This is a genomic window from Alishewanella sp. HL-SH05 (assembly GCF_052655985.1).
In genome coordinates this window covers 435,520-461,321 of sequence record NZ_CP199753.1, presented here as the reverse complement: position 1 = coordinate 461,321, position 25,802 = coordinate 435,520, and the positions used below count along the sequence as shown (strand labels likewise).

At 43.4% G+C, this 25,802-nt stretch carries 22 protein-coding genes and 1 pseudogene; 15 read left to right on the top strand and 8 right to left on the bottom strand.

What is annotated here, in order from left to right; all coding sequences use genetic code 11:
* Nucleotide 1 precedes the first annotated feature (1 nt).
* A complete protein-coding gene (locus tag ACUJFL_RS02060) occupies nt 2-892 on the top strand; it encodes an acyltransferase (RefSeq protein WP_445428347.1) in 891 nt (296 codons plus the stop codon).
* Nucleotides 893-906: 14 nt separating this feature from the next.
* Nucleotides 907-1,836: an acyltransferase gene (locus tag ACUJFL_RS02055; RefSeq protein WP_445428346.1), complete on the top strand. Its 930-nt coding sequence runs from the start codon at nt 907-909 to the stop codon at nt 1,834-1,836.
* Nucleotides 1,837-1,902: 66 nt separating this feature from the next.
* Here the strand turns inward: ACUJFL_RS02055 and ACUJFL_RS02050 are convergent, their stop codons facing one another.
* Both ACUJFL_RS02050 and ACUJFL_RS02045 read right to left on the bottom strand, forming a co-directional pair.
* Complete coding sequence (locus tag ACUJFL_RS02050; RefSeq protein WP_445428345.1) at nt 1,903-3,111, bottom strand: methyltransferase; 1,209 nt, start codon at nt 3,109-3,111, stop codon at nt 1,903-1,905.
* On the bottom strand, nt 3,111-3,956 hold the full coding sequence (locus tag ACUJFL_RS02045) for a co-chaperone YbbN (RefSeq protein WP_445428344.1): 846 nt from the start codon (nt 3,954-3,956) through the stop codon (nt 3,111-3,113). The genes ACUJFL_RS02050 and ACUJFL_RS02045 overlap by 1 nt, the downstream gene beginning before the upstream one ends.
* 311 nt (nt 3,957-4,267) lie before the next feature.
* Between ACUJFL_RS02045 and ACUJFL_RS02040 the strand changes: the two genes are divergently transcribed.
* Nucleotides 4,268-6,007 carry an acetolactate synthase 3 large subunit gene (locus ACUJFL_RS02040; RefSeq protein ID WP_236129028.1) on the top strand — a complete coding sequence of 580 codons (1,740 nt, stop codon included), beginning with the start codon at nt 4,268-4,270 and terminating at the stop codon, nt 6,005-6,007.
* Between the two features lie 2 nt (nt 6,008-6,009).
* On the top strand, nt 6,010-6,501 hold the full coding sequence (gene ilvN / locus ACUJFL_RS02035; RefSeq protein ID WP_229584617.1) for an acetolactate synthase small subunit: 492 nt from the start codon (nt 6,010-6,012) through the stop codon (nt 6,499-6,501).
* Nucleotides 6,502-6,528: 27 nt separating this feature from the next.
* Here ilvN and ACUJFL_RS02030 read toward each other — a convergent pair whose 3' ends face one another.
* Nucleotides 6,529-7,776 carry a cation:proton antiporter gene (locus ACUJFL_RS02030; RefSeq protein WP_445428343.1) on the bottom strand — a complete coding sequence of 416 codons (1,248 nt, stop codon included), beginning with the start codon at nt 7,774-7,776 and terminating at the stop codon, nt 6,529-6,531.
* A gap of 22 nt (nt 7,777-7,798) precedes the next feature.
* Nucleotides 7,799-8,986, bottom strand: a complete 1,188-nt coding sequence (locus ACUJFL_RS02025; protein WP_445428342.1) for an NRAMP family divalent metal transporter — start codon at nt 8,984-8,986, stop codon at nt 7,799-7,801.
* A 152-nt stretch (nt 8,987-9,138) separates the two neighbouring features.
* Between ACUJFL_RS02025 and ACUJFL_RS02020 the strand changes: the two genes are divergently transcribed.
* Both ACUJFL_RS02020 and ACUJFL_RS02015 read left to right on the top strand, forming a co-directional pair.
* Nucleotides 9,139-9,405 carry a hypothetical protein gene (locus ACUJFL_RS02020; protein ID WP_306177385.1) on the top strand — a complete coding sequence of 89 codons (267 nt, stop codon included), beginning with the start codon at nt 9,139-9,141 and terminating at the stop codon, nt 9,403-9,405.
* Between the two features lie 3 nt (nt 9,406-9,408).
* A complete protein-coding gene (locus tag ACUJFL_RS02015) occupies nt 9,409-9,654 on the top strand; it encodes a GNAT family N-acetyltransferase (RefSeq protein WP_445428341.1) in 246 nt (81 codons plus the stop codon).
* A 49-nt stretch (nt 9,655-9,703) separates the two neighbouring features.
* Here ACUJFL_RS02015 and ACUJFL_RS02010 read toward each other — a convergent pair whose 3' ends face one another.
* Entirely contained in the window at nt 9,704-12,544 is a 2,841-nt protein-coding gene (locus ACUJFL_RS02010) for a M16 family metallopeptidase (protein ID WP_445428340.1), read from the bottom strand.
* A 313-nt stretch (nt 12,545-12,857) separates the two neighbouring features.
* Entirely contained in the window at nt 12,858-13,307 is a 450-nt protein-coding gene (locus ACUJFL_RS02005) for a MarR family winged helix-turn-helix transcriptional regulator (protein ID WP_306177387.1), read from the bottom strand.
* Between the two features lie 161 nt (nt 13,308-13,468).
* On the opposite strand from ACUJFL_RS02005, the gene ACUJFL_RS02000 reads away from it, so the two are divergent.
* Nucleotides 13,469-13,885: an organic hydroperoxide resistance protein gene (locus ACUJFL_RS02000; RefSeq protein ID WP_226750518.1), complete on the top strand. Its 417-nt coding sequence runs from the start codon at nt 13,469-13,471 to the stop codon at nt 13,883-13,885.
* A 52-nt stretch (nt 13,886-13,937) separates the two neighbouring features.
* Here ACUJFL_RS02000 and yjjX read toward each other — a convergent pair whose 3' ends face one another.
* Nucleotides 13,938-14,471, bottom strand: a complete 534-nt coding sequence (gene yjjX / locus ACUJFL_RS01995; protein ID WP_445428339.1) for an inosine/xanthosine triphosphatase — start codon at nt 14,469-14,471, stop codon at nt 13,938-13,940.
* A gap of 104 nt (nt 14,472-14,575) precedes the next feature.
* On the opposite strand from yjjX, the gene ACUJFL_RS01990 reads away from it, so the two are divergent.
* Genes ACUJFL_RS01990 through cas6f form a run of 7 tightly spaced genes read left to right on the top strand, consistent with a single transcriptional unit; the run spans nt 14,576 to nt 22,803 of the window.
* Nucleotides 14,576-15,244: a Tn7 transposase TnsA N-terminal domain-containing protein gene (locus tag ACUJFL_RS01990; protein WP_445428338.1), complete on the top strand. Its 669-nt coding sequence runs from the start codon at nt 14,576-14,578 to the stop codon at nt 15,242-15,244.
* Nucleotides 15,241-17,061 (top strand): Mu transposase C-terminal domain-containing protein, encoded by a 1,821-nt coding sequence (locus tag ACUJFL_RS01985; RefSeq protein WP_445428337.1) that lies wholly within the window; start codon nt 15,241-15,243, stop codon nt 17,059-17,061. The genes ACUJFL_RS01990 and ACUJFL_RS01985 overlap by 4 nt, the downstream gene beginning before the upstream one ends.
* A gap of 12 nt (nt 17,062-17,073) precedes the next feature.
* Complete coding sequence (locus tag ACUJFL_RS01980; RefSeq protein WP_445428336.1) at nt 17,074-18,078, top strand: TniB family NTP-binding protein; 1,005 nt, start codon at nt 17,074-17,076, stop codon at nt 18,076-18,078.
* A gap of 23 nt (nt 18,079-18,101) precedes the next feature.
* The gene (locus ACUJFL_RS01975) at nt 18,102-19,289 is read left to right on the top strand and encodes a TniQ family protein (RefSeq protein WP_445428335.1); all 1,188 of its coding nucleotides are present in this window, start codon (nt 18,102-18,104) and stop codon (nt 19,287-19,289) included.
* Nucleotides 19,290-19,293: 4 nt separating this feature from the next.
* Nucleotides 19,294-21,174, top strand: a complete 1,881-nt coding sequence (locus ACUJFL_RS01970; RefSeq protein ID WP_445428334.1) for a type I-F CRISPR-associated protein Csy2 — start codon at nt 19,294-19,296, stop codon at nt 21,172-21,174.
* Entirely contained in the window at nt 21,161-22,183 is a 1,023-nt protein-coding gene (csy3, locus tag ACUJFL_RS01965; RefSeq protein WP_445428333.1) for a type I-F CRISPR-associated protein Csy3, read from the top strand. Before ACUJFL_RS01970 ends, csy3 begins: the two co-directional genes overlap by 14 nt.
* On the top strand, nt 22,183-22,803 hold the full coding sequence (gene cas6f, locus ACUJFL_RS01960; protein ID WP_445428332.1) for a type I-F CRISPR-associated endoribonuclease Cas6/Csy4: 621 nt from the start codon (nt 22,183-22,185) through the stop codon (nt 22,801-22,803). The genes csy3 and cas6f overlap by 1 nt, the downstream gene beginning before the upstream one ends.
* A 771-nt stretch (nt 22,804-23,574) precedes the next feature.
* Here cas6f and ACUJFL_RS01955 read toward each other — a convergent pair.
* Nucleotides 23,575-24,751: pseudogene (locus ACUJFL_RS01955) on the bottom strand (IS4 family transposase).
* A gap of 183 nt (nt 24,752-24,934) precedes the next feature.
* On the opposite strand from ACUJFL_RS01955, the gene ACUJFL_RS01950 reads away from it, so the two are divergent.
* Entirely contained in the window at nt 24,935-25,639 is a 705-nt protein-coding gene (locus ACUJFL_RS01950; RefSeq protein ID WP_445428331.1) for a hypothetical protein, read from the top strand.
* The last annotated feature ends 163 nt before the right edge of the window (nt 25,640-25,802 follow it).

The following is a 25,802-nucleotide window of genomic DNA, read 5'->3' as shown; positions in this document are numbered from 1 at the left end:
TATGTTGGCGTTTTTACCCAAACCCCTTGTCGGTGTGCTCTCCATCCTACTGTATACCATCAATACTTTGTTCTGGTTTGTCCCTATTTTGTTACTGGCCATTCTGAAGTTGCTGCCAATACCGCTTTGGCAAAGCGGCCTCACTTATCTGCTGGATGCCTGTGCCGTATGTTGGATCAGCGTGAACAACTTCACCACGGCATTATTCACCCGTATTCGTTGGCATGTTCAAGGCATCGAGCAACTGTCGCGTAAAGAGTGGTATTTGATTATTGCTAATCACCAATCTTGGGCAGATATCTTGGTATTACAGAAGATTTTTAATCGCAAAATTCCATTTATTAAATTTTTTCTGAAAAAAGAACTGCTGTATGTGCCGTTTCTGGGCATTTGTTGGTGGGCGCTCGATTTTCCTTTTATGAAGCGTTACAGCAAAAGCTTTTTACAGAAAAACCCGCACTTGCAGGGTAAAGACATCGAAACCACACGCAAAGCCTGCGAAAAATTTCGCTTTAAGCCCGTGTCGATTATGAATTTTGTCGAAGGCACCCGCTTTACTCAAGCAAAACACCAGCAGCAACAATCGCCCTTTGCGCATTTGTTAAAACCGAAAGCGGGTGGTACCGCCTTTGTGCTTGGCGCCATGGGCCAACAACTGCATAAGCTGCTGGATGTAACCATTTATTATCCGCAAGGCATCCCCACCTTCTGGGATTACATCTCGGGCAAAGTTCATGCTATAACAGTAAAGGTACAGGTGTTGCCCATTACAGAAGATTTGATTGGCGACTACAATGATCCTGCTTACAAAGCACATTTTCAGCAATACATTAATCAGTTGTGGTTAAATAAAGATCAACAACTGGTCGAGCTAGATAAAAACAGCCAGTAAACAAGGAGTGGACGATGTTAAGCATGTTGCCAGGGTTTCTGTTATTGCCGATCAGTTTTAGCTTATTTGCGCTTAATTTGGCATTTTGGGGCATCGTCGTCACCCCGCTGGGTTTATTAAAACTACTGATACCTAACGCTGCCGCCCACCGCTTGATTGCTAAGCTGGGTCGCTTTTGCTATCGCGGTTGGACACGAGTTAATACGGGTCTGATTAATCTCTTTAACGATGTCGATTGGCAAATTAGCGGTGAGCAGCAACTGGATAAAGAAAGTTGGTATTTGCTGATCGCCAATCATAAAAGCTGGTTAGATATCCCGGTGGTCAGTACTTTTGCCGCCAAGCTGATCCCCGAACCCAAGTTCTTTTTAAAAGACCAATTAAAATGGGTGCCCTTTTTAGGCACCGGTTGTTGGGCATTAGATATGCCCTATATGAAACGTTACAGCGCAGCGACCTTGGCGAAACGCCCTGAGTTAAAAGGCAAAGATATCGAAACGACGCGTAAATCTTGCGCCAAATTTCGCCACGCTCCCACCACCATTATTAACTTTGTTGAAGGCAGCCGTTGTACCGAGCAAAAGCAAAAACTGCGGCGCAGCCCTTATAGCCATTTACTGCCCCCGAAAGCCGGCGGCATTGCCTTTACCCTGGCCAGTATGGGCGAGCAGTTTAACGCCATCTTAGATATCACGCTTATTTACCCTGATAACCAGCAAAATATTGCGCTTGATATGTTGATGGGCCGTTTAAAACGCGTGGTGATCAAAGCCGAGATTTTAGCCGTGGATCAACAGGTACTCGGTGATTACTTTAACGACGCGGTTTTTCGCGAGAATTTTCAGCAATGGCTGAATCAGCGTTGGCAGTCAAAAGATCAATACATTAGCGCCTATTATCAGCAGCAACAAAGCGATACGTTTAAACAGCCTGTCCGCTGTTAATCCTCTGCAACATGGCAGTAAGCTGGCCTATTGCTTAGAAACCGCTGGCCATCATTGGCTTGGCCGTTAAACAGCGGGGTTTAAACTGGCTTGCAATAATAAATTACGTGGGGTCAGCTGATAATCACAAAAGGCTTGTACGCTTACCTGATAACCGTGTTGCTGCAAGTACAAGGCTCTATCCAGCACCAAATACAGCTCTAATGGCCGCCGAAACAGGTGCCGAACGATATCTAACCGCTGTACCAACAGATAACGCGCCTCGCCAGCCGCTAAATAACTCGGCCAGTCTGTAACTGCAGGTGCAATCAAATGCTGTAAACTGGCCGCCATCTTGGCAAACGCAGCAAAATCGCCACTAAACCACTGCTTGGGTAACGAAGGTAACGGCTGATATGCCCGCTGCCCCGTAAGCTGAGCGCGCCATTCATCATAGGCTAAACGCCAAGTCACTTCGGTTTGCCGTAAACGACTCACCCGCTCACCCGCCGTGACCTGCCCTTGCACCGCCAGTTTTAAATCTTGCCGACTCAGCGCTAACGCATCGGCTTGTGCCTGTTTAGATAACGGCTGATAGTCTGAGCTGCTAATTAAATGATAGCAACAGGGGGCAACTTGTAACTGTTGGCAGCCTTTAGCTACCGCTACCGCTAATAATTGCAGATGAAGTTCCCCACAGGCATGCAAGGCTAGCACTTGTTGCTCGGCATGCACTGCCGCTGCCCCGGCGGTAGTTAGCACATCCGCCTGAATAAACTGCTGTGGGATCTTATGCTGTGAAGCTAAGGCACTGCCCGCCTCACATAAGCTTGGCTGCCACTCGATACTCGTCACGGCGCGGCTAGATTGTGCGGCAAACAACCGGCCTAAATGGCCTTTACCGGCGCACCACTCCAGCACCGGCAGTGCTTGCTCAGGAATAAACTGACAAAACTGCTGAATTTGCGCGAGCTTACGACCATGAATGCCATTCGTTAACCAAAACGGCCAAGGCGAATTGTCGGCGGTTTTGCTGGCAGTCAACCACAAAGGCAAAGTCATTAACTCAGGAAAATACTCGGCAAAATAGTGGCGTTGTTGCTGCGGATCCTGATCTAGCACCGCGAGCTCACTGGCGCCAAGTTGCGACAGTTGTGCATTCAAGGCTGGCGAGAAGGGTAATGTCAGGCAGTCCATCGGTGAGAACTGCCAATACTGGCGATAGCGCTGCAATACACTGCTGAGCTGCTGAAACAACTCAGACAGCGCACTGCCCTGCAGCGGTGCATTCGACATTAATACAACAGGGCGTATAAACGACGACGATATTGGCTGGCCAACGGATCACCTTTCGGCAATGCCGCCAAAATATCTAAATACAATTTTTTGCTCTGACCAAAGTTTAAATCTTGCTGCAAAATTTTCAGTAACAACGCTAGCGCTTCTTCTGAACGTAATACCGCCTGATATTGCACCGCTAATTGTTCGATAAGGTGTTTATCTTCTGGCGCAGCGGCTAATTGTGCTTCTAATGCTTGGATCTCAGGGGTATTGGTGGCTTGCTGGGCTAACTCTAATTTGGCTAACACCGTTTTGTACAAGGTATCCTGATCCGCTAAGCGCACTTCCGCTAACAGTTTTTCTGCCTGCGTCAGCTGACCTAAGCTAATGGCACAATCTGCTAACCAAATTTTGATCTCTACACGCTCCGGCGCCAGCGTTAAGGCCTCGGCGAGTAACGGATAAGCGGCGTTCATCTGCCCAGCTTCTAATTGTCGCTGCGCTTTCGCTAGCAAGTCATCTTCCGGCTTGGGTAAGTAAGCGGCCAAGCGTTGTAAAATTTGTTGTTCGGTTTCGACACCGGCAAAACCATCAACCGGTTGGCCTTCTTTAATAAACATAACGGTGGGCAGCGATTGCACACCAAATTGCATGGCTAAATCTTGCTCAGCATCGCAATCCACTTTCGCCAAACACAGTTGCTTGGGATATTGCTGCACTATTTTGCTTAATGTTGCCGTGAGCTGCTGACAGCCGGTACTACGAGCCGACCAGAATTGAAAAAGCACTAACTGTTGCATCGAGCGATCGAGGATCTCCCGCGCATTCATCATGGTGACGTCAACAATAGGGTTTTGCATTAGCGGTAAATCCTGTAACAAAAGTCTTAGTTGTTACTATGGTGGCGTTGCCGCCCTTTTTAAAGCAGTAAAGATGGCTAAAAAGTGAAAAAGGCATCGACATTCCCAAGCAGTTGCCGTAAATTAATTAAGCGCACAAAAAACGCCAGCAGAGCCATAAAGAAAGCGCAGGAACTGTAGCGAAAAGCTTACGCTTCCCGACATACCAGCCCACGTAGCACCACTGACAATCCGGTAACGGAATGTCGGCAGTTTTGGTATTTAATGCCTTAAAACTGCTTTTACCTCAGCAACTGATGAGATACTACATTATGACAAGCCAATCCAAACAAGCCGAGATGTTATCGGGCGCAGCTATGGTAATCCGCGCGCTGGCCGATGAAGGGGTAGAATACGTCTATGGCTATCCCGGTGGCGCTGTACTGCATATTTATGATGCGCTGTTTCAACAAACTCAAGTTAAGCACGTGCTGGTGCGCCACGAGCAAGCCGCCACGCATATGGCCGATGCCTATGCCCGTGCTACCGGTAAAGCCGGTGTGGTGCTCGTGACTTCAGGTCCGGGTGCCACTAACGCCGTCACCGGTATTGCCACCGCCTATATGGACTCGATCCCGATGGTGGTGCTCACCGGCCAAGTGATGAGCCATTTAATCGGCGAAGATGCCTTCCAAGAAACCGATATGCTCGGTATTTCCCGGCCGATCGTCAAACATAATATGTCGGTACGCCGCCCTGAAGATATTCCGGCTCTGATTAGAAAAGCCTTTTATATTGCGCAAAGCGGTCGCCCAGGCCCAGTAGTGCTCGATATCCCGAAGGATATGACGATCCCAAGCCAAACCTTTGCTTATGATTACCCAAGCGAAGTGAAGCTGCGTTCATACCAGCCAAAATTAAAAGGCCATAGCGGCCAGATTAAAAAAGCCGTTACCGCGTTATTAGCCGCGAAAAGACCGATCATTTATGCCGGCGGTGGTGTCATCATGGGCCGTGCATCAGACGAGCTTACTGAATTAGCGCAACTGTTAAATGTACCCGTAACCAACACCCTGATGGGCTTAGGGGCTTATCCGGGTGACGATAAACAATTTGTGGGTATGCTGGGGATGCACGGCAGTTACGAAGCCAACCAAACCATGCACCACGCTGATGTTATTCTAGCCGTAGGTGCGCGCTTTGATGATCGCGTGACCAACAACACCAAAAAATTCTGCCCCGATGCCACGATTATTCATATTGACGTTGATCCGGCCAGTATTTCTAAAACCGTTAATGCGCATATTCCGATTGTCGGTTTAGTGCAGCCGGTGCTAGAAGAAATGCTTGGCCTAGTGAAGCAGAAAAAGAAAAAACTGGACGAAGCCGCGCTGGCAAGTTGGTGGCAACAAATTAATGCCTGGCGTGCCGTGCACGGCGGTCGTTATGACACCACCACCTCACAAATCAAGCCACAGCATGTCATTGAAATGGTGAGCAAAATTACTAAGGGTAATGCCTTTGTCTGTAGTGATGTTGGCCAACATCAAATGTTCGCGGCGCAGTATTACAAATTTAATAAACCGAATCGTTGGATTAACTCGGGCGGCCTTGGCACCATGGGATTTGGTTTACCGGCAGCAATGGGCATTAAATTAAACTTCCCTGATGACGATGTGGTGTGTGTTACCGGTGAAGGCTCTATTCAGATGAATATTCAGGAGCTATCAACCTGTAAACAGTACGGGCTGGGTGTAAAAATCATCAACCTGAATAATGGCTATTTAGGCATGGTGAAGCAATGGCAAGATATGAATTATGAATCGCGCTATGCCAGCTCTTATATGGACTCACTACCTGACTTTATTAAGTTAGCCGAAGCCTATGGCCATGTCGGTATTCGCGTAACGAAACCAGAAGAACTGGAGCCGGCCCTAGAGCGTGCTTTTGCCCTCAAAGATCAGTTGGTGTTTTTAGATATTCATATCGATCCGAAAGAGCATGTTTACCCGATGCAAATTCCAGGCGGTGCCATGAATGAGTTATTTTTAAGTAAGACAGAGAGGACTTAACCATGCGACATATTATTTCTGTTTTGCTTGAAAACGAATCGGGTGCTTTAGCCCGCTTAGTCGGTTTGTTTGCTCAGCGCGGTTACAACATTGATTCACTCACCGTAGCGCCAACGGAAGACGCCACGCTTTCGCGTTTAACCTTAGTCACCCATGGTAATGATCAAGTGATTGAACAAATTACTAAGCAGCTGCATAAACTGATTGAAGTGGTGAAGCTGACCGATCTGAGCGAGTCCGCGCACATTGAGCGTGAACTCATGCTGGTAAAAGTGAAAGCAGCAGGCAACCAACGCGACGAAGTAAAACGCTGTGCCGATATCTTCCGCGGCCAAATTGTTGATGTGTCTGCCAATACCTATACCGTGCAATTAGTCGGTACCAGCGACAAACTGGATGCGTTTATCCAAGCATTAAGCGGCTCACAAATTCTGGAAGTAGTGCGCAGCGGTGTGTCGGGTATTTCACGCGGTGAAAAAACCTTAGCGATGTAACCCGCGTTAAGCTTACAAAACGGCGACCTAGGTCGCCGTTTTCTTTGGCTGATGACGGCCATACACAAACTGAAACAGCGGCGAAGCCATCAAAGTGGTGACAATGGCCATCACCACCATTATTGAAAATAGCCCTTGCTGAATAATGCCGTAATTCAACGCAATATTAATAATAATCAGCTCCATTAGCCCACGCGCATTCATTAAGGCGCCCACTGCTAAAGCGGTTGGATTATCCGCACCGTTCCAACGAGCCGCGGCCCAACAGGCGGCAAACTTAGCTAAAATTGAGCACACTAAAATAATGAGTGTAATCAGCAACAAATTACCGCTGCCTAAAACATCTAACCGGGTATTTAAGCCCGAATAGGTAAAAAACATCGGCAACAATAACAAAATGGTAAGGCGCTCTAATCGCTTGCGTAGTAATTCGGCCATCAGGCCGCGCGGAATGGCAATACCCAATAAGAACCCGCCAAATACCGCATGCAAGCCCACCCAATCCATACTCCACGCCGACAGAGCGAACAACAGCATGATAAATACAAAAGGTGGCCACTGTAATTGTTGCTGCTGCGCCACCCGATCTGCCAAAGGTTGTAACCACCCCCGCACCTTCGTTAGCATCAATAACGCATATAAACCGCCCCCCACTAAAGCGGTTAACAGTACACTGATGCCACCGCCAAAACTGGCCAATACCAAGGCTAAAATTAACCAGGCCGCAGCATCATCTATCGCACCCGCGGCCAAAGCCATTGTGCCCAGTGGCGTATTAGCAAGGCCGCGCTCATAAATAATACGGGCCAGCATCGGAAAGGCGGTAATCGCAATGGCAGCACCTAAAAAGAGCGCAGCATTAAAATAGCTGATACCGGGCGCAAATAAGCCTGGCTGCTCTAACAGCCACAAGCAGAGTAAAGCCGCCACAATAAAGGGTACCAGCATACCAGCCAGCGACACTGAAATGGCACTGCGGGCATGTTGTTTAAAAAGACGCGTATTAAATTCTAAGCCCACTAAAAACATATAAAGGCCGACACCTAATTGCGCGCCAAAATACAACCAACTGCGTGTTTCAGGGATAAAAATACTTTGTTGAAACGCGGGCAAAAACCAACCAAACAAAGAAGGGCCGAGCGCCACACCGGCAATCATCTCGCCAACGACTTTCGGTTGCCCAACAAACCTAGCCAGCCGACCAAATAACTGAGCCGCCATTAAAATCAGGGCTAACTGCGCAACAAACAACAAGATTAACTGCCAAAGAGACACCCTTAACTCCTAATAACCATATTTAACTGAGCAAGCCGAGATACCAACACAAGAACAATACGGCAAAACCAAACAAATAACTCAGTCCAAGCCAACTTAATAGGGTTAACCCTTTCGATAATGGCGGCATGCCTGCCCCACGCAGTAAACTAAAATTAAGCCAAGCAAAAACGGGCGTAGTTAAAAAGGCTAAGGTCATCGCAAAGGTTAACATCGGGCCGAGTGCCGAACGGAAAAACAAGATCACCGCCATACCGCACAGTGCCTGCACGATTAGCCAACTGCTTAAGCTCAGGCGATTATCCACTTTTTGCCAACCCAGTAGATAAAACGATTTATTCAGGGTGCGAGCATACCCATCAAGAACCGTGATGGTGGTGCCAAACATACATAAAAAGGCAATCAGCGATACCATTGGCTTTGACCATTCGCCAATGGTTGCGCCATACATATCGACCAATTGTTGGGCAAAGGCAGCACCGGCTAGGGCAATCGGCTGCGCAGTACCGTATTGCACTAACGCCCCTAAGGATACAAAAACCAACGCCAAACCTGCGGTTAACCAATAACCGAGGTTAAAATCGAATAGGCCCTGGGCGCGCGTTACCGGTTGTCGCCGCTGTTTCGCGGTTAGCCACAATGAGCTAATCGCCGAAATTTCAATCGGTGCGGGCATCCACCCCATTAACGCCACTAAAAAGCCCAGCATCACTAATTGCCATGGGGATTGTCCAACATAATCAGCGGGCGCGGACGCACCGTTTTTAGCCGCAATAATAGCCGCGGTTACGGTGGTGAGGGTTAAGAGCAACATAATCACTTTCGCGACGCTGTCTAGCGCCTGATAATGTCCCAGCAACAAGATCAGTAAGCAAGCCAATAAGATTAAGCAACACAACAGGGTTAAAGACCAATTCCCAGGCAGTGCATATTGCAACAAGGCTGCTGTTAAAATCAGTACCGCCGCGGTATTCACCACCGCCGCCACAACGTTTAAGCCAACAAAGCAGTAAAAATAGCCGTTACCTTTACGCTGATAGCCTTCAAGCAGCGTTTCGTTTTGCTCTAAGGTGTATTGCACACCAAACCGAAAAAACGGATATTTTAAAATATTCACCAACAAGATAAGCCATAACAACTGCCAGCCAAATAAGGCACCGGCTTGGGTTGATGCCACCAAATGAGAGCCACCAATCGCGGCTGTTGCCATTAAAACACCGGGCCCCAATGTTTGCAGGCGGGCGCGCCAGCCAGAGAAAACTTCTTGCATAATACGACTTGTTGATTGTTATTTGATGCTCGCTAGCTTAGCCTAAGCATCACAGTGATGCACTGCTTTTACCGCGAACAGAGGCTTGGAACATGCAAGAAAGCGATTTAACCGATCAGGCAACCCTACTTGAAGTACTCGAAAACCAATTAGCCGATAATTACCCAACAGAAGTGATGGCGACCTTAATGCGTTTACGTATGACAGGCCACAGTCGTGAGGCGGCTATGGAGTTAATGGCCTGCGCGCTAGCCCCAGAAATGTTTGCCGTGGTTGAACAGCAACAAAACTTTAATTTAGAACGCTATACCGCGCATTTAGCGTTATTACCGGAAACCCCTTGGTTAGATGAGGAGTAAGCTATGACAGAACCGCTTATTAAGCATCTCGCATCAGAGCAACGCTTTACGCTCACCTTGGCGGATGCCAGTGCGCAGCTAGATTATCACGTGAATGGCAAGGTGATTAATTTTCACCATACCTTCGTGCCTCCGGCGTTTCGCGGTAAGGGTTTAGCAGAAAAACTGGTGCGACATGCGCTGCAGTGGGCGCAAACAGAAGGTTATGACATTCAAGCAAGCTGCTCTTTCGTGCAGCGTTTTCTCTAATAAAAAAGCCAGGTGACATCACCTGGCTTTTTCTATTTACTGATGCGGCTTATAGCTTCATGTCGATAATCGGCAATTGCAATTTTTCTAACTCAGGCTTGAGCTTTTCCGCTTCACCGACCACCACAATCACCATTTCTTCTGGCGATAAATAACGGCTGGCTAAGGCATTTAATTGCGCTTGCGTACTTTGCTGTAAGATCTGATTACGCTGCTGAGTAAACTCCGCACCGACGTTAAATTCTAACATCTGCGCCATAAAACCTAACTTGGCATTCGGTGTTTCATAACGTAACGCTTCAGATTGGTTTACCGCACTGCGCATAAAGGCTAACTCTTCAGCAGTAATACCCTTTTGTTGGTAATTGTTAAGCTCTTTTAAGAACTCTTCAATCGACTCACGCGTGACATCAGCCCGCACTGCGGCACTGGCCGAAAACATGCCGACTTGTTTATCACCACCAAAACCACTGCGCGCGCCATAGGTATAGCCTTTATCTTCACGTAAGTTAAGGTTGATACGGCTGTTAAAGTTGCCACCTAAGGTAAAGTTCATCAAACCCGCTTGATAGAACTCACCGGTCAGATCACGCGGCATAGCACGGCGCACAATACGGATCTCGGATTGTGGTGATTGGTCTTTATGCACTAAGTAAATCGCGCCTGTCTGTACCTTAGGTGCAGGCAGTGCCAAGTTTAACTCAGGTGCTTTACCTTGCCACTGTGGTGCCATATTCGCTAACAACGGCAGTAGTTCGGCTTGAGGTAAATCCGATACCGCCACTAACTGCGCGCCAGCAGGTTTAACAAAGGTTTGATAGAAACTATTAATCTGCTCTAAGGTCATCGTCGCTAAGGTTTGTTCGTTACCCATGCTTGGCTGACCGGCAATGGTGTCACCGAACATCAACTGGCTTACCGCTCGCTCGGCCAAGTAACTGGCATTTTTCTGTGCTTGCGCCAGTGATTGTAAACGTTGTTGTTTTAAACGATTAAAGTCTTCAGCTGAAAAAGCTGGGTTTAATAGTTTTTCCTGCACTAACTGCAAAGTTTGCGGTAAGTTACTGGTTAAACTGCTGACAAACACATTTAAATCGCGGTCATCGGCACTGATTGACACCGAACTGCCGAGTAATTCCAGCGCCATGCTCATTTGCTCGGTGCTGTAATTTTTAGTGCTCTCGTTCAGTAAGGACGCCATCATCGAGGCGACACCCGCTTGTTCTACGCTGTTAGCATAGCTACCGGCTGGGATCCGCAACAATAACGACGTAGTCGGTGTTTCTTCGCTAATTGACGCCAATACTTTGATGCCATTGGCTAACTCGCTGGTCCATGTAGCAGGTAAGGTGATCGCAGGGTTAGCACCGGCTTTAGGTACGGCTGTACGATCAAAGGTATGACTCGCTACACGTGTCGGTAAACTCTCAGACGCTGTGGCTTCAGCAGGGTCGAAAGTGCGCGGTGTGAAGTTATCTGGCGCTGCAATCATATCGGCCTTACCACGTGGCACCACACTACTAATCACTGCAGGTTTATTCTGCACATATTGCTGATATACCCGCATAACATCTTCTGCGGTGACTTCAGCATATGCTGCTAACAAGGTCGCAATACGGTCAGGATCACCGTAAAAGGTTTCATTGTAAGCCAACTGGCTCACTTTACCGGCCACGCTTTGTAAACCGAAGATACTACGCGCTTCAACGCGCGCTTTTGCCCGAGCTAGATCTTCAGGTTTAACGCCGCGCTCCGCCACTTGTTGTAAGTTTTGCCGTAACAGTTGCTCTAACTCAGCTAAGTTTTTACCTGAGGCTGGGTGTGGTAATGCCGTCAGGTTAAAGGTACAGGCTAATTCTTGACAGCGATGGCCTGCACCGGCTTGCACCGCAATTTGTGGCCGTACTAAGCTTTGATATAACAAAGAGTTGTTACCGCTTCCTAGAATATCACCTAAGATATTCAGCGCGGGTTCGTCTGGATGACCGGCATACACGGTAGGGAATGTCATGCTAAGTAACGGCAAGTGCACGTTATCTTCCATCGAGATATAACGATCGGCGGTTAATACCGCTGGGGCTTTTGCCATCTTTTCAACAGCAGGGCCTGCAGGAATTGTGGCAAAATACTTTTGCACTAAGGGCAGCACATCTTCCGCTTTAACCGCACCACCGATTGTCAGAGTGGCGTTATTCGGGCCATACCAACGTAAAAAGAAATCTTTTAACGCTGGCATATTGGCGCGATTTAAGTCATCCATATGACCAATCACCGGCCAAGAATATGGGTGACCATAAGGATACAGTGCTTGCGATAACTGCTCCCAATAACGGCCATAAGGCTGGTTATCTACCCGCTGCCCGCGCTCGTTTTTTACTGTCGATAATTGAATATCAAACTTTTCTTGCGTCACCGCATCCAGAAAATACCCCATGCGATCCGATTCTAACCACAGCATTTTTTCTAACTGGTTAACCGGTACCGTTTGGAAATAATTGGTGCGATCGCTGTTCGTGGTGCCGTTTAGCGTACCGCCAGCTTCAGTAACATATTTAAAATGCATTTCCGGGCCAACATTTTCTGATCCCTGAAACATCATGTGTTCAAAAAAGTGCGCAAAACCTGACTTACCTAACTCTTCACGCGCCGAACCAACATGGTAAGTTACATCAACATGCACCAATGGATCAGACTGATCTTCATGCACAATAACCGTTAAGCCATTGGCTAATTGGTATTTTTTATAGGGTAAATTTAATTCACCCGCTTGCTGTTGGCCTTCGGCCACTAGGGTAACACCCTCAGGTAAAGATTTAACCGATGTGGTGTTAGTACAGCCAGCTACACCGAGGGCAACCAGTAAGGCGAGACTTAAAGTAGATAATTTCAAAGCAGGCTCCGCTAATAAAAAAGGATTTACGCCTAGATTAAAACAGCTGTAGCCATTAATGAAAACCTTACAGATGTAACAAAATATAACACGCCAGCACCGCTGGCCTTAACAGACACCACTGTAACCAGTTGGTTTAAATCAATAAATTATTTAACCGCGCGTTGAAATGCATTTTACACCCTGATAGCGCTCGACCAAGACCCTAAAAATTACGTTAGTTACCGTTAAACGCGCCAGGCAAACACGATGAAGGCGCAGCGTCATCACGCTCTAGCGGGCGGCTCACTAAACCAAACCGACTTTATTCAGCCTACTTACGGCACTGCTCAAGCTGTTGAATTTGCAGTTGCAAAGCACGCGCCTGTTCACGCAGTAACACCAATTCATCATCGGATAAGGCAACCTGACAACGTAAAGCCGGCATCACATTGACCACTTGTTGCTCTAATGCTCGACCAAAAGGCGTGAGCACCACTTTTTTTACGCGCTCATCAGCGGGATCGCTTTGCCGCTGCAAAATGGCTTTTTGCTCTAACTTTTTAACCAGTGGCGTTAAAGTGCCCGAATCAAATAACGTCTGCTGCCCTAGTTGCCCCAAACTAATATTGTCTTGCTGCCATAAGGCGAGTAACACCACATACTGCGGGTAGGTCAAATCAAACGGCTGCAATAAGGGCCGATACAAACGCATCATGGCGTTATTGGCGCTGTATAACGCAAAACACACTTGCTGCGCTAAAGGTAAGGTTTTCTCTGTCATACCGCTGGTCTCATTTCGCCTTGCATGCTGCCTAGTATACGCTGAATCTCAGCCGCATAAAAATATTTCACGCAATTATATTGCGCGCAATATAAATTGACGTTAGTATCTGTCCGTCCGGTGCTTAATCCGGTTTACTTACTCACCAATTGGAGCGACACATGGAAATATTATATAAAGCCGTTGTTACCGCAACCGGTGGCCGTGATGGTCAAGTTAACTCAGATGATAATTTATTGAGCAGCAAATTATCTGCGCCAAAAGCCTTGGGGGGTAAAGGTGATGCAACTAACCCTGAGCAATTATTTGCCGCCGGTTATGCCGCCTGTTTTATTGGCGCTTTAAAATTTGTTGCTGGCCAGCAAAAACTTGCCTTACCTGCAGACAGCACCATTCGTGGCGAAGTAGGCATTGGTAAAATCGAAGGGGGTTTTGGTTTAGATGTTGATTTATTTATTAACTTACCGGGTTTAGCCGCAGACCAAGCCGAGCAGTTAGTCGCCGCAGCGCACCAAGTTTGCCCATACTCAAACGCTACTCGCGGTAATATTGAAGTACGCTTACACACTAGCGTTTAATAAAAAGCGTGCCGCTGCCACGGCACGTTTTTTCCAAGTGGATCCTGTTTTCTTAAAACCACTCGGTATTAAGAAACGGGATCAGCGCTAGTGTTAAGGCTTGTTGATAGACTTGGCTGCGACTTAATCGGTTTTGGGTTAATAAGCCAATTGCGCCACCCGCTTGTTTGATGTTTTGCGTACCAAATAAGGTATCCATTGCATCACCCAGCTCTTGCCCTTGCTCTATTTCGGCAAGTGCCGCCTTGGGTAACATTAAACTCGCAGAACGTGCCTTACCCACCTTGCCATTATGCTCAATTAACATCCACGCAAAGGTTAAATCGCCATCTAACCCAGCTTCAATCGACACATAGTAATCAGCAGCGATGGCTTGTTTTAAGGCCGTTAAACGGTTTTTAGCGCCGGCATAGGTTTCTTCACTGCTCATCGGCTGATCGGGTACACCCGATGGCACATTAAGCCCTGTTACTGTCAGTGCTTGTTCTGGAAAGTTAGCGTTAAAACATTGCTGTACCGCATTAATTTTCGCCGGATTCGCCGACGCGACTGCTATGCTCCACATGTATTCTACTCTTCGTTTCATCAGAGGCTTAGCCTAACGCGAGCCACGTGTCGTTTCAACCATAACACGATAATTTCAACCATAAATGCATAATTTCAACTATACATTGATATTTTGGAATTTACATGCATAATTCTGTAAATAAATTACAATACGAGTTAGCAATGCCAGCACGTAAAATTACTAAATCTGCTGTAGCCAATATATCTCGATTTACATCTGTTAACAAATCAGAACCTACCATTGTTGAAAGCTACAACGAGCTTTTAGCATGCTATCACTTCGAATTCTCAGCTCACGTCGAAGATTATGCAGCACAACCTATAAAATTCAGATTTAAAGACAATGAAACTGGCGACTCAGTAACTTATACCCCCGACTTTTGGGTAAAGCTGAAAAATGGACAAGAGTTTTATGTTGAAGTAAAAGAGTTTGCAACAACTCAAAAGCATGAATTCATTCAGTGGTGGGAACGAATCCAAAGAAACATAGAGTTGGTCGGGTCAGAGATAAAGCTATTCACCGATAGGGAACTAAGAAGAGGTAAAATGGAAGAGAACTTAAAGCTTTTGCATCGCTACCTGACTAAAACTGAAATTAATGATAACCAAATTAAGATAATTGAGCTCATTAGAAAAGAGCCCCTTACAATATCTGAAATATCAAAAAAAATAGGATCGTCTTTAGTATCAACTAAAAGTCTTGTATTAAATCTTGTTTCCAGAAAAATTCTAGCATTTAACATTTACGAGGAAATTACTGGGGACACTGTTCTTTGGATGCCTCAGCAATGAGTAATCTAATTGACTTATTATATGACATCCCTGTAGATGTAACGCATAACCCTGAACAGGAGTTAAGACGTGCTGAGCAAAGGAAAAGCCTAAATTCAGTAAAAAATATAGAAAATTTAGATGCATACCAACCAAAAGTTCAAGACGTGATTATATTCAGGCTAAACGTTATTGAGTTTTGCGAGAAAAGATGTGGAAAAATTAGCCATGGCACACTAAAGAAAATAAGCTTAGAAATTATCGAAAAATTTGGAGATAATTCACCATCGACACAGACTATATTCAAATGGCACAAAAGATATATCGATAGTGGAAAAAAAATTAGCGCATTAGCCCCATCAACAAAAAAAAGTGGCAATAGAAAAAGTAGATATCCTCAAATAATTGAATCATATATCCAAGACTCTTTAAAACTAATAAAAGATGCTGAGCAGGGAGCCGTTTCAAGCGCACACTCACATCTTTGCAATTTAATTTTCAATTACAATAAAGAAAATCCAGAAACCAAAATCACACCGCCATCCATACAAGCATTTTGGAATAGATATCGAAAACTGACTCCATTGGAGCGAGAGATAAACAAATTTGGGGTATTCGCTGCCAAGAAAAAGTTTAAGCATATCAGCACCATTATTGAGACAAAAAGAGCCCTGGAGCGAGTAGAGATAGACCATACAAAACTTGATATTTTTTTGATAGACAGTGAAACTAAAAAGACTCTGGGTAGACCTTGGATTACCAGCTTGTGTGATGTGCATACAAGATCATTAGTTGGGTTTTATCTGGGATTCACCCCTCCCAGTTACGCATCTGTAGCACGTGCGATTAAACATACATTACTCAGCAAAGATTATGTTCAAAAAATTTATAGTGACATAAAAAATCCTTGGATATGTCATGGAAAGCCAGAATTAATTGTAGCTGATAACGGTAAAGAGTTTGATGCTAACGATTTAAAACTATCATTAAACGCTTTGCTTATTAATTTCGGGAAAAACCCTGTCGCTACTCCATATTTAAAGCCCATTATTGAAAGATATTTCGGCGTACTCAATACACAGCTGCTTAGAAAAAGCCCTGGTCATACCCTTGCAGCAAATATCGGCAATCAGGACTACGATCCCGCTAAACATGCGGTATTAGATATGAAGGCATTTCTGCATATTTTTCATATCTGGATTTGTGATATCTACCAAGTCAAAAGTGATGCTCGTAAAACTAGAGTCCCAAATATGTCATGGAATGAATCTCTAGAAGAAAATGAGCCAAGGCCTGTCGACTATGATCCTGAAATTCTGGACTTGGTTTTTTGCTTAAACAAAGAGGGAAAACTCACAAGAGAAGGAATAACTTTTAGATACCTTAAATATTCAAATGATGCCACTGCTGAGCTCTTTGGCAGATATGGTTCTCATAAAGTTATTTATAAAGTAGATCCAGACTTCTTAGGTCATATTTTTGTATTGAATAAAGCTGAAGACAAGTTTTTCCGAGTCGAATGTAAAAATTATGATTACGCATCCAAGGTAACGCTACATCAGCACAATCATCATTTAAAAGTAACTACGCAAGCTGTTGATAGTTATGTCTCAGCGGATGACATTGCTGAAGCGACTAATAGAATTTATGAAATAATCGATGAATCAAAACGCTCGAAAAAAATTTCAGTTACATCTAAACAAGCAAGACTTGCTGAAGATTCAAAGCTCGCATTACTAAAGTCAGCACTTTATAACAACAATGTAGATGAGTCTGAAATAAAGGAAACTGACTTATCTGACGAAGAAATAGACCTGTCAGATTGGAAAATATTATAGGAAATTAATCTTATGATTAATGAAACAAACTATAGAGTTTCAAAATTTGTTAATGAAAGGGTAATAAGCCCTGAACTTCAGATAATAATAAGCGCCCTTGATCATTGTAGAACCTTTTCTAAACTTGGCGGCGAGCCACAATGTATGTTGATCACTGGACCATCGGGTGTCGGTAAAACATCAATTATTGAAAAATATCTGAAGGATCATCAACGAAGGCACTTATATGAAGCGACTGAAATACCTGTATTAAATGTCACCTTGTCAGAAATAAAAACCACCGTCTCAATGTATCAACAGATCCTTCATGATCTTGGCCATCCTCGGCCGTTTGATTCTAATAGTGAGCTGGAATTACGTGTACAAATAAAAAAACTAGTTGTTAATTGCAAGGTTGAAATGATTATTATTGATGAGTTTCAACAGCTTATTGAAAAGAAAACCCAAGCAATCTTATCAGACACTGCAAATTCATTAAAACGACTCATTCTTGATATAAAAATCCCAGTTATTCTTGTGGGCATGCCCTATAGTTCTGTAATTTTGGATACTAACAGCCAATTGTCTTCAAGATTTGAACTTCGACATTGCATTCATCCATTCCGGATGAGCACAACAAAAGAAAGAACAGCTTACATTTCATTTTTAAATTTACTTGAAAAGCAAATGTCTTTACCCGAGCAATCACATCTAAATACAGACGATATCGCAAAACGGCTTTATTTTTACTGCAAAGGGAGTTTTAGACCATTAAAAAACTTATTAAATATAGCTTTTTACCAAGCACTTATGAATGATGAGACTAAAATAACGTTAACCCGTCTTGCGGCTACTGCAGCATATATCAATCCAAAATTAGATAAAAGAACGAACCCATTTCTCATCGACGCTGCAAATATAATAATCGTTGAGCCTAATGAAAAAGCAGGCTGGGAAGATTATCACGAAGGTAAGGCACGATTCAAAAAATCTAAAAAATCTCATGATCGCGAAATTCTAAGCAACATCTTCAATTAACTTTTTAACTAAAGGATGTTTAGTTGACGTTTCTTTTACGACCTAAACCCAAGCATGATGAAACCATAGAGTCATATGTTCTCAGACTGGCAATTGCAAATGGTTACTCTAGTCTGGGTAAGTTTTTTAAAACTCTCGGTTTAATGTCTGATTTAACCATTTCAGGTGAAGGTGAACACTTTTCATCGCTAAATTTAATTAATATTTACCACTCCCAAATTTCTAGTCAGCGAAGAATTGAAATAATTAGAGTTATTTCAAAATTGGCTGATACTCCGTTTGCCGAAGTTTTCGACATTTGCTTAGCTAGAAGTGCAGATAGTTTCTCCAATAATACATCAGCTTTATTTAGAAAAGGGGTAATGGTTCCAACCGAACAGTTATTACCTTTGCCATCCGTTAAAGTCTGCCCTGCATGTCTTAAAGAAGCAGCTTACGTTCGACAACTTTGGCATTTTAAATCTTATACCATCTGTCATAATCATCGAGTTACTCTCAGAAATACCTGCCAGTGCGGAGCACTTATTGATATTTATAGCGATCTGAAAACTAGATGCCAGACTTGTGAAGCATCCTTTTCAGAAACGGTGGTTTCTGAAAAGGATGCAGAGCTTTTGATTGCAACATGGTTAGCTGGTCAGAATGTGGTTCTATTACCCAATATAACAATTAGCAACCGCTGGGGTGTGCAACTCTTTTACATTAAATATATCGCAAAAGATGAAGTGTTTACTGCTGATAACTTTATTGACTTCTTGTCCGACTGGCCTGCTAATTTTGTCAATAAATTACAAAATGATGCTCAGTATAGATTGGAACTTGCCCTTAGACCTATTGAGGAGACTTCGTTCAAAGATATTTTTAGTAACCTGCTAATTGCTGCATCTCGGCTGCCATCTCGAACCATGTCAGATAATATTGTCTTACGAGCAGTGTTTAAGTATTTATATAAAGAAGTCTTAGAACATCACAGCTCATTAGGGCAATTATTACTCAACAGTATTGAGGTATCGATACTGCTTAACACAACAACAGAACAGGTAGCGGCACTATATGAACAGGGATTTATCACACCACATAAAAGGATAAGTAATAAGTCTTTGCTTTCAGTCTATTCACCAATATTTCAACTGCAAGAGGTACTAGCCCTTTGGTTAACATCCTACCAAAGCGATTCATCGAATCTAAGATATTTAACAAGTCGGTGGTAGTGATATGCATCTGCGAGAATTGCTGAAAACGGAAGACTTAACTGAAAAAAATAAATTATTAAAACGTGCTTTCGATGCACTACAAAAGCCAATTAGTATTGATCTGGAAGAGGTTTGTGCCATCCATATATTGGCAAACCTTTCAGTACCACTAACAAAACTTAGAGATGCCACTGACGCAAAACACGCCAAACGCCTATTACACGATTTGAAATGGCTACAAAGAAGTGCCGTTACCACAGAGTATAAACACTCACATAATTTGAAATACCCTAACTATATTAATCGCGGTGTTATTCGGTTAAATCCTATTGGAAATATGCCATCGGGTTATATTTCATCAACGATCAGTACTGATACACGTTTAGGCTGGTCTCACAACAGTGCTGATATTAATTATCAAATTTTCTTCGGTGCCAGCTTCGAGTGGCAGAATCGTATTACAACTATTCATGAACTTATTCGTGAGGAAAATAGCCTATTCAGAGAGTTGTTGCTCTCTGCTGGCATGTTCAATAAAGATTACAATTACTTATATAAAAAATTCAAGCAATGGACCTTCAGACAATCCGTTACCGAGTTAGGGGCAGAGATAAGGCAGATCCGAGTACCTTACAAACATAGTTACGCTGCAATTACACCTGTTGCCGCACACACTCTTCAAAGAGATATCCATTTAGCTTTAAGCAAAGAGCAAAAAAAACGCACAATAATACGCTTTTCTAGACCATCCAGTGTTGGAAACTTGGTTAGCAACGCTGCAGGAAGACTATTCAATATTCACACTTATCCAATAAATTTAAATGGTTTGCATACTGTTAAAATTTCATCCCTTAATACTCGAGCACTTTTTGATCTTGAGTTACTAATAAGTACCAGAAATACCTTAAACACTTCAAACAATAAAAAAACAATCTCTGCGGAGCTACGCCAGCGAGTTCATAATTTTATTACTAGATGGCAGCAGCAATATGCGAAGGGAGAGAGTACTCAGAAATCTGTTGCTCTCTTCAACCTTTATCTATCAAAAAATAAATCGTGGAGTCGTTTAGCTTACATGCCAGAAGTAACGAAACTGTTACACCACTTATTCAATGCATCGGCAGCTTCAGAAGATATCCTTTCAGAAAACAGTAATGGATCATATTTACTGTTGCCAGCACTTTCCGTATCGCATGCCAATGCAATAAGCAGCGCATATTCGGTTGGCTTGCCATCACTAATTGGGATTTGGGGTTTCCTGCATGCCTTTGAGAGAAACGTACAAGAGTATTGCGACCCCTCTTTCAAAATGGGGGGCTTTTCGATTTGTTTACACACATTCAGTCTTCATGAGAGGGGATTAATTAGAGAACAGGAGTTTAAAAGTGGCAAAGTCACCTCACCCGCTATTTTGCCTACTCGGCAATGTGATCTAGAATTAAGTCTCGTTTTAAAAATTCGGTCTAGCCAGCAATTACTTTCTCATCAAATTGTAGCTTGTCTACCGAACTCGTTCTGCCAAGGCGCGATTAACCCAACCATCAAAAATATCTCTCAATTTAAATACTTCCAGAGCCTCTTTGATGCCTCTTTAGCAACACCCCATCAAGAAGGACGATGGCTTACCTTGCCCAAAGCTAACGAAACAAACCATGACTTTTTCAATTGGTTGAAGCAGAAGTCTTTATTGATTGGAAATGTCGGCTATCATTTTTTAGAAAAACCCATTGAAAAAAAACACGTAATAAATGATTTGCCACACGCGTTTGCCGAACCTGTTTTAGCACAATTAGAAACTCGACGACTGCACATAGATAGTGACGAAGCTGATTACGTCTTAACTCTTCGTCAAACTGATCATGCAGTTTTTTTGGATACATGGAGCAGACATGAAAATTCCTAGCCGTTTAAGCTATAGACGCTCGCTTTCCCCAAGCCATGGCGTGTTTACTTTTTTAAATGCTCAAGAAGAAAAAATACCACTGCCATATCAAGAGATCAAAATCGTAGGCCAAAAAGAAAGTGCAGCTGAAGCTTTTGATAAAAATATGGATATCAGAAAAATTAGCTCTTGGAAGACTTTGGCAGAGGGCAATCCTCAATTTATAGAATATTGTCACGTCCCATACGATGCGAAACGCTTATTATGTAATTTCTCTTTAACAGTTTCGGCTAATACCCTTAAAGCCGAATTATGTAATGATGATGACGTTGCAAAAACAATCAAAGAGTTTTTAACGGTTTATAAGAAAAGAAATGGCTTTGTATACCTAAGCGAGCGTTACTTAAGGCAAATATTATCCGGAGCATGGCTATGGCGAAATCAAGATAATCTAAGCACTCAAATTACTATTAAAACTAATACAAATAGAAAAGTTGTAGCTAAAAATGTGCACCAACTTCGTTTTGAACAAGGGTGGGAAGCTAAACTACCTGACTGGTCAGAGCTAGTATCAGACTTTGCAAAAGCACTGGTTGATCCTATGTCATATCTTATTTGTGAAATTGAAGCCGAAATAATCCCTGCAACCTGTCAAGAAGTATACCCAAGCCAGGCATTTACTGAAAAAAATGATAATCGAGAATCAAGCCGCATCTTTCAAAAAACACGTATAAATGGACAGCTTAGCCCAGTGATTGGGTGCTATAAAATCGGTGCAGGTATCTCGATTATTGATGATTGGTTCAAAGACGCCGTACATCCTATTCGGGTTGGCCGATATGGCGTTGAAAAATCGACTTCAAGTTCCCTAAGAACGCCTGATACCGGCACTGATTTTTTTACTTTACTAACCAAAATTGAATCCATTACAGAGGCACTATACAAAGATAAGCAACTATCCAACGAAGCCAATTTCATAGCCGCAAATCTTATTAAAGGGGGATTATTCCAACCAGGAGATAAAAAGTAATGATGCGAGGTTTTTTCTATATCCAATATTTACCAGAAAATCTAAATGCAGAATTTTTGACTGGTCGTTGCATTCGCTTACTACATGGGTTTATGACTAAGAATCAGCTGTTTAATATCGGTTTATCTTTTCCTTCATGGAGTGAAGCTTCGGTAGGCAATACAATAGCTTTTATCTCAAAAGACTCGCAGTTGTTGACAAATTTAAAGTCTCAGAAGTATTTCCTAAATATGGCAGCTGAAGGGTACTTTAAAGTAAGTGATGTTATTGGCATTCCACCTGACTTTGTTACAAAAGAGCTTATATTCTTCCGCGAGCGGCAACAAGAAAAGCTGACCCCAGCAGCTCGCCTGCGTAACTTGGAACGACTTAAAAAACGTGCTGAAGCTAGGGGGGAAATATATCAACCGGCTCAACTTTTTTCTGAAAGCAAGCTCATTGAGAAAACTCATCCTGTTCCAGTCGAAGGTTCGAACAGAAAGATGATCCAGTTTAACTTGGGTAAGATTGAAGATGTCACACGTAACGACGATAAATTCAGTAGCTATGGCCTTGGGAGTGCTCATGACAAAATTGGAACAGTACCCTGTGTGAAACCCTTTTTCAGACAAACTCCTTAAGTCATTGTTTTTATTTAACAACTTTAAGGCGGCTTTCAAAAAGGTTATTTTAGGGAAACCATCTTTAGGCATTGATTTATTTAAACTATTCGGTAATATTTTATTGTGACCCGCTGCATAAGCGGCTTAGAAAAAGGCAATGAAAGCAAGATTTCGGTTTTCAGAGTGACCCGCTGCATAAGCGGCTTAGAAAATTATCAAGCCGTGCTTGGCCGATAAGAATGCGTGACCCGCTGCATAAGCGGCTTAGAAAAGAACATTAAAACGCGAGCCTTACCAGGGAAGGTGACCCGCTGCATAAGCGGCTTAGAAATGCAATCATCGTCTGTGGTACGCCATAACCAGGTGACCCGCTGCATAAGCAACTTAGAAATATATTTTACGTCACAGCCGCACAGCAGCAAGGTGACCGACTGCGTAAGCGGCTCTGAAAAGACAAAAAGGCTTAACTGAAGTGCTAAGTTGTTATCCGCTGAATAAGTGGTTGAGAAAGGATTTACCGAAGCGACTGCTATTTTCCAAATTTAATCCACTGAGTAAGTGGTTTCTATTATAAAAACTATATTTTACATAATTCTGCTCTTAATAAGGCTTAAAGTTTTCTCTTAACTTATGCTTCGATACAGTAACCAATTTCTTTAAGTTGCTTTTGAAGTTTATTTTTTTAACTAAATATGTGGAATTGATTGTCGATCAACCCCCAATAACTAGTATTGAGTAATTTTTTCACTGCCATTCAGCTGACAGATCCCCACAAACTATTTAATCATATCAACGACTTACCGACTTAATATTTTTCCAATCCCACTCTTCAGCCCAAGCCATTATCTGCCTAATAGCAGCTTGGATATCCTGCGCGCAGAGACTTAGCCTTGCAAGGCGGCATAAAACGCATGCCTAAATAGTTAAACGACAACACCCGCCGATGTGTGATGCTATTCGCTTGTAATGTCCGATGCTTCCCACTGATTTCAATCGCCAACCCAAGCATGTAATGAAGCCAGTTAGCCAACGCCGCTAGTACTAGCAACGCTTTGAGCCTTTCTTTTTTATACGTCTGATGGGCGCTACTGCCAAGCCCGTATGTCTGACTCTTCTGATCACGGAAGCTCTCTTCAATTTGCATTCTCGCGTTATAACACTTGGCAATTTTTGCAGCGTAATCACTCGTTTGTGGCAAAGAACTGACCAACAACCATGGCTCTTTGTATGATTTGTGTTTATCGCGTTTTCGACGTTTCCAACCTGTTCCGACCAACACGGCGGTGGTCGGATAGCGCTGGCTGCTCGTTAATGTGATTTTTCCTAGGCACTGTGGTGTCGTTCTGGCTTTTTTGTAAAGCTGCTCAACACTGATAAATGAGATTGAATCAGTCAGTTGCAACGTCTGATTACCGCGCACTCGCGCAATATAATGCCAGCCCAATTTACGGATGTGTTTTAACCATGGCACTTTAAAACCGGCGTCGGTGACGATAACGGGTTTACACTCTGTCGGCAAACTTGCTTTAAGACGAAGTAGGAATGCTTTGTGTACCAAGGGGCAGTTATAATCTTCAATGCCTTTGACCTCTTGTAGCAAGGTCAATGAGCGGCCTTCAAGGGCTAAGCTAGCTCGTAAGATAAAATGACGCTTTTTAGTGTCGGCGTTACTCCAATCAACCAAGATAAGGGGGTGTTTAGTTTGGACTAACGCTTTGGTCAGCGCCGCGTAAATCAGAGGAATGTCGCTCTGAAAATGCATATTACTGAGCAACCGATCAGCTCTTTTAATACAGTTTTTTTCAGTGGCAGAGCCTTGAATACCACGGCCGATGGCAGTCACGGTGCATTTTCCGTTGGTCACCAAACTTTGCAACGATGCACAAAGTGCAGCGTTCCTAGCTTTATGGGTGTTTTTTGGAGTGACAAACGACAGAAAATCGGCGAGCATTACTTGAACATTCATGGTGTGCTTCAGGTTAATTTTTTTGGCGAAAGATCAGATCAGGAACCGCTATGAATGTTCCCTTATCGCCTAACTATTTGTTTTATCAAACCGATTTGTGGGGATACCTCAGGCCATTCAGCCGCTAGGCCGCTACGAGTGAGCCCCATAGCCGAACGTCAGGTTCCAAAGGAGTTTTAAATATTGGAAGCCCAGTTAAGAATAGAAAGAGCACACGCTTTTGTCATAACAGAAGCTAATTTAAAAAAAGTTTGGATATCACTCGAAGAAAATGTTGGTGATGTTTCTGCCGAAGTTAGTTTTAATGACTCAATTGCAAGGAAAGTTAAATCATTCGATGAACTGATGTCTTTTGAGAACTCAAAAAGCAAAAAGATTAATAGAATAGAGGTTTATGGAAGAAGTGACTCCAATGATAATTGGGCACGTATTTTGTTCTCAGACAGTAAATATAGGCCTATAGAGATATCGGCCACAGGGGAAGATAGAGCTATAACATCTTTTGGGGATAACATCACTGAAGTAATTGATGGGTTAAAGCCATGGTATTCAACTATTAGTAAGCTAGAATTTTTCTATATCATAGGTTTTATATGCTGGTTTTCTTTTGCACTGCTCAACATAATGATACCTGACACTCCAAATAACGAACCAATAGAGTTAGCTAATGGAGTTAAAATAATCCTAGCAGGATTCGGCATGATCGCTGCAATAGTGTTCTCTATCTGGGGTCTAAATCGCCTCAGGAGTGTATGTTTCCCAGTTGCTTCGTTTGCTATAGGTCAAGGTCTTGAAAGACATAGAGTGCAAGAGAATATACGATGGGGAGTTGTGGTGGCATTTGTTGTTTCCTTATTTTCATCTACTGTTTTTGCAGTTTTAACTTGATGATCAAAAAATCTCATATTGCCAATACTTCATAAGGGTCGCGACTTATTCAATCATAAATGTCCGCTATTCGCTCAGGCTGTGTGAAAACTGCTGATCACTTTTTGGTATAAGCACAAGATTTTTATCATCAATCGTTCTTGATAAAACACTCCTTGTGGCA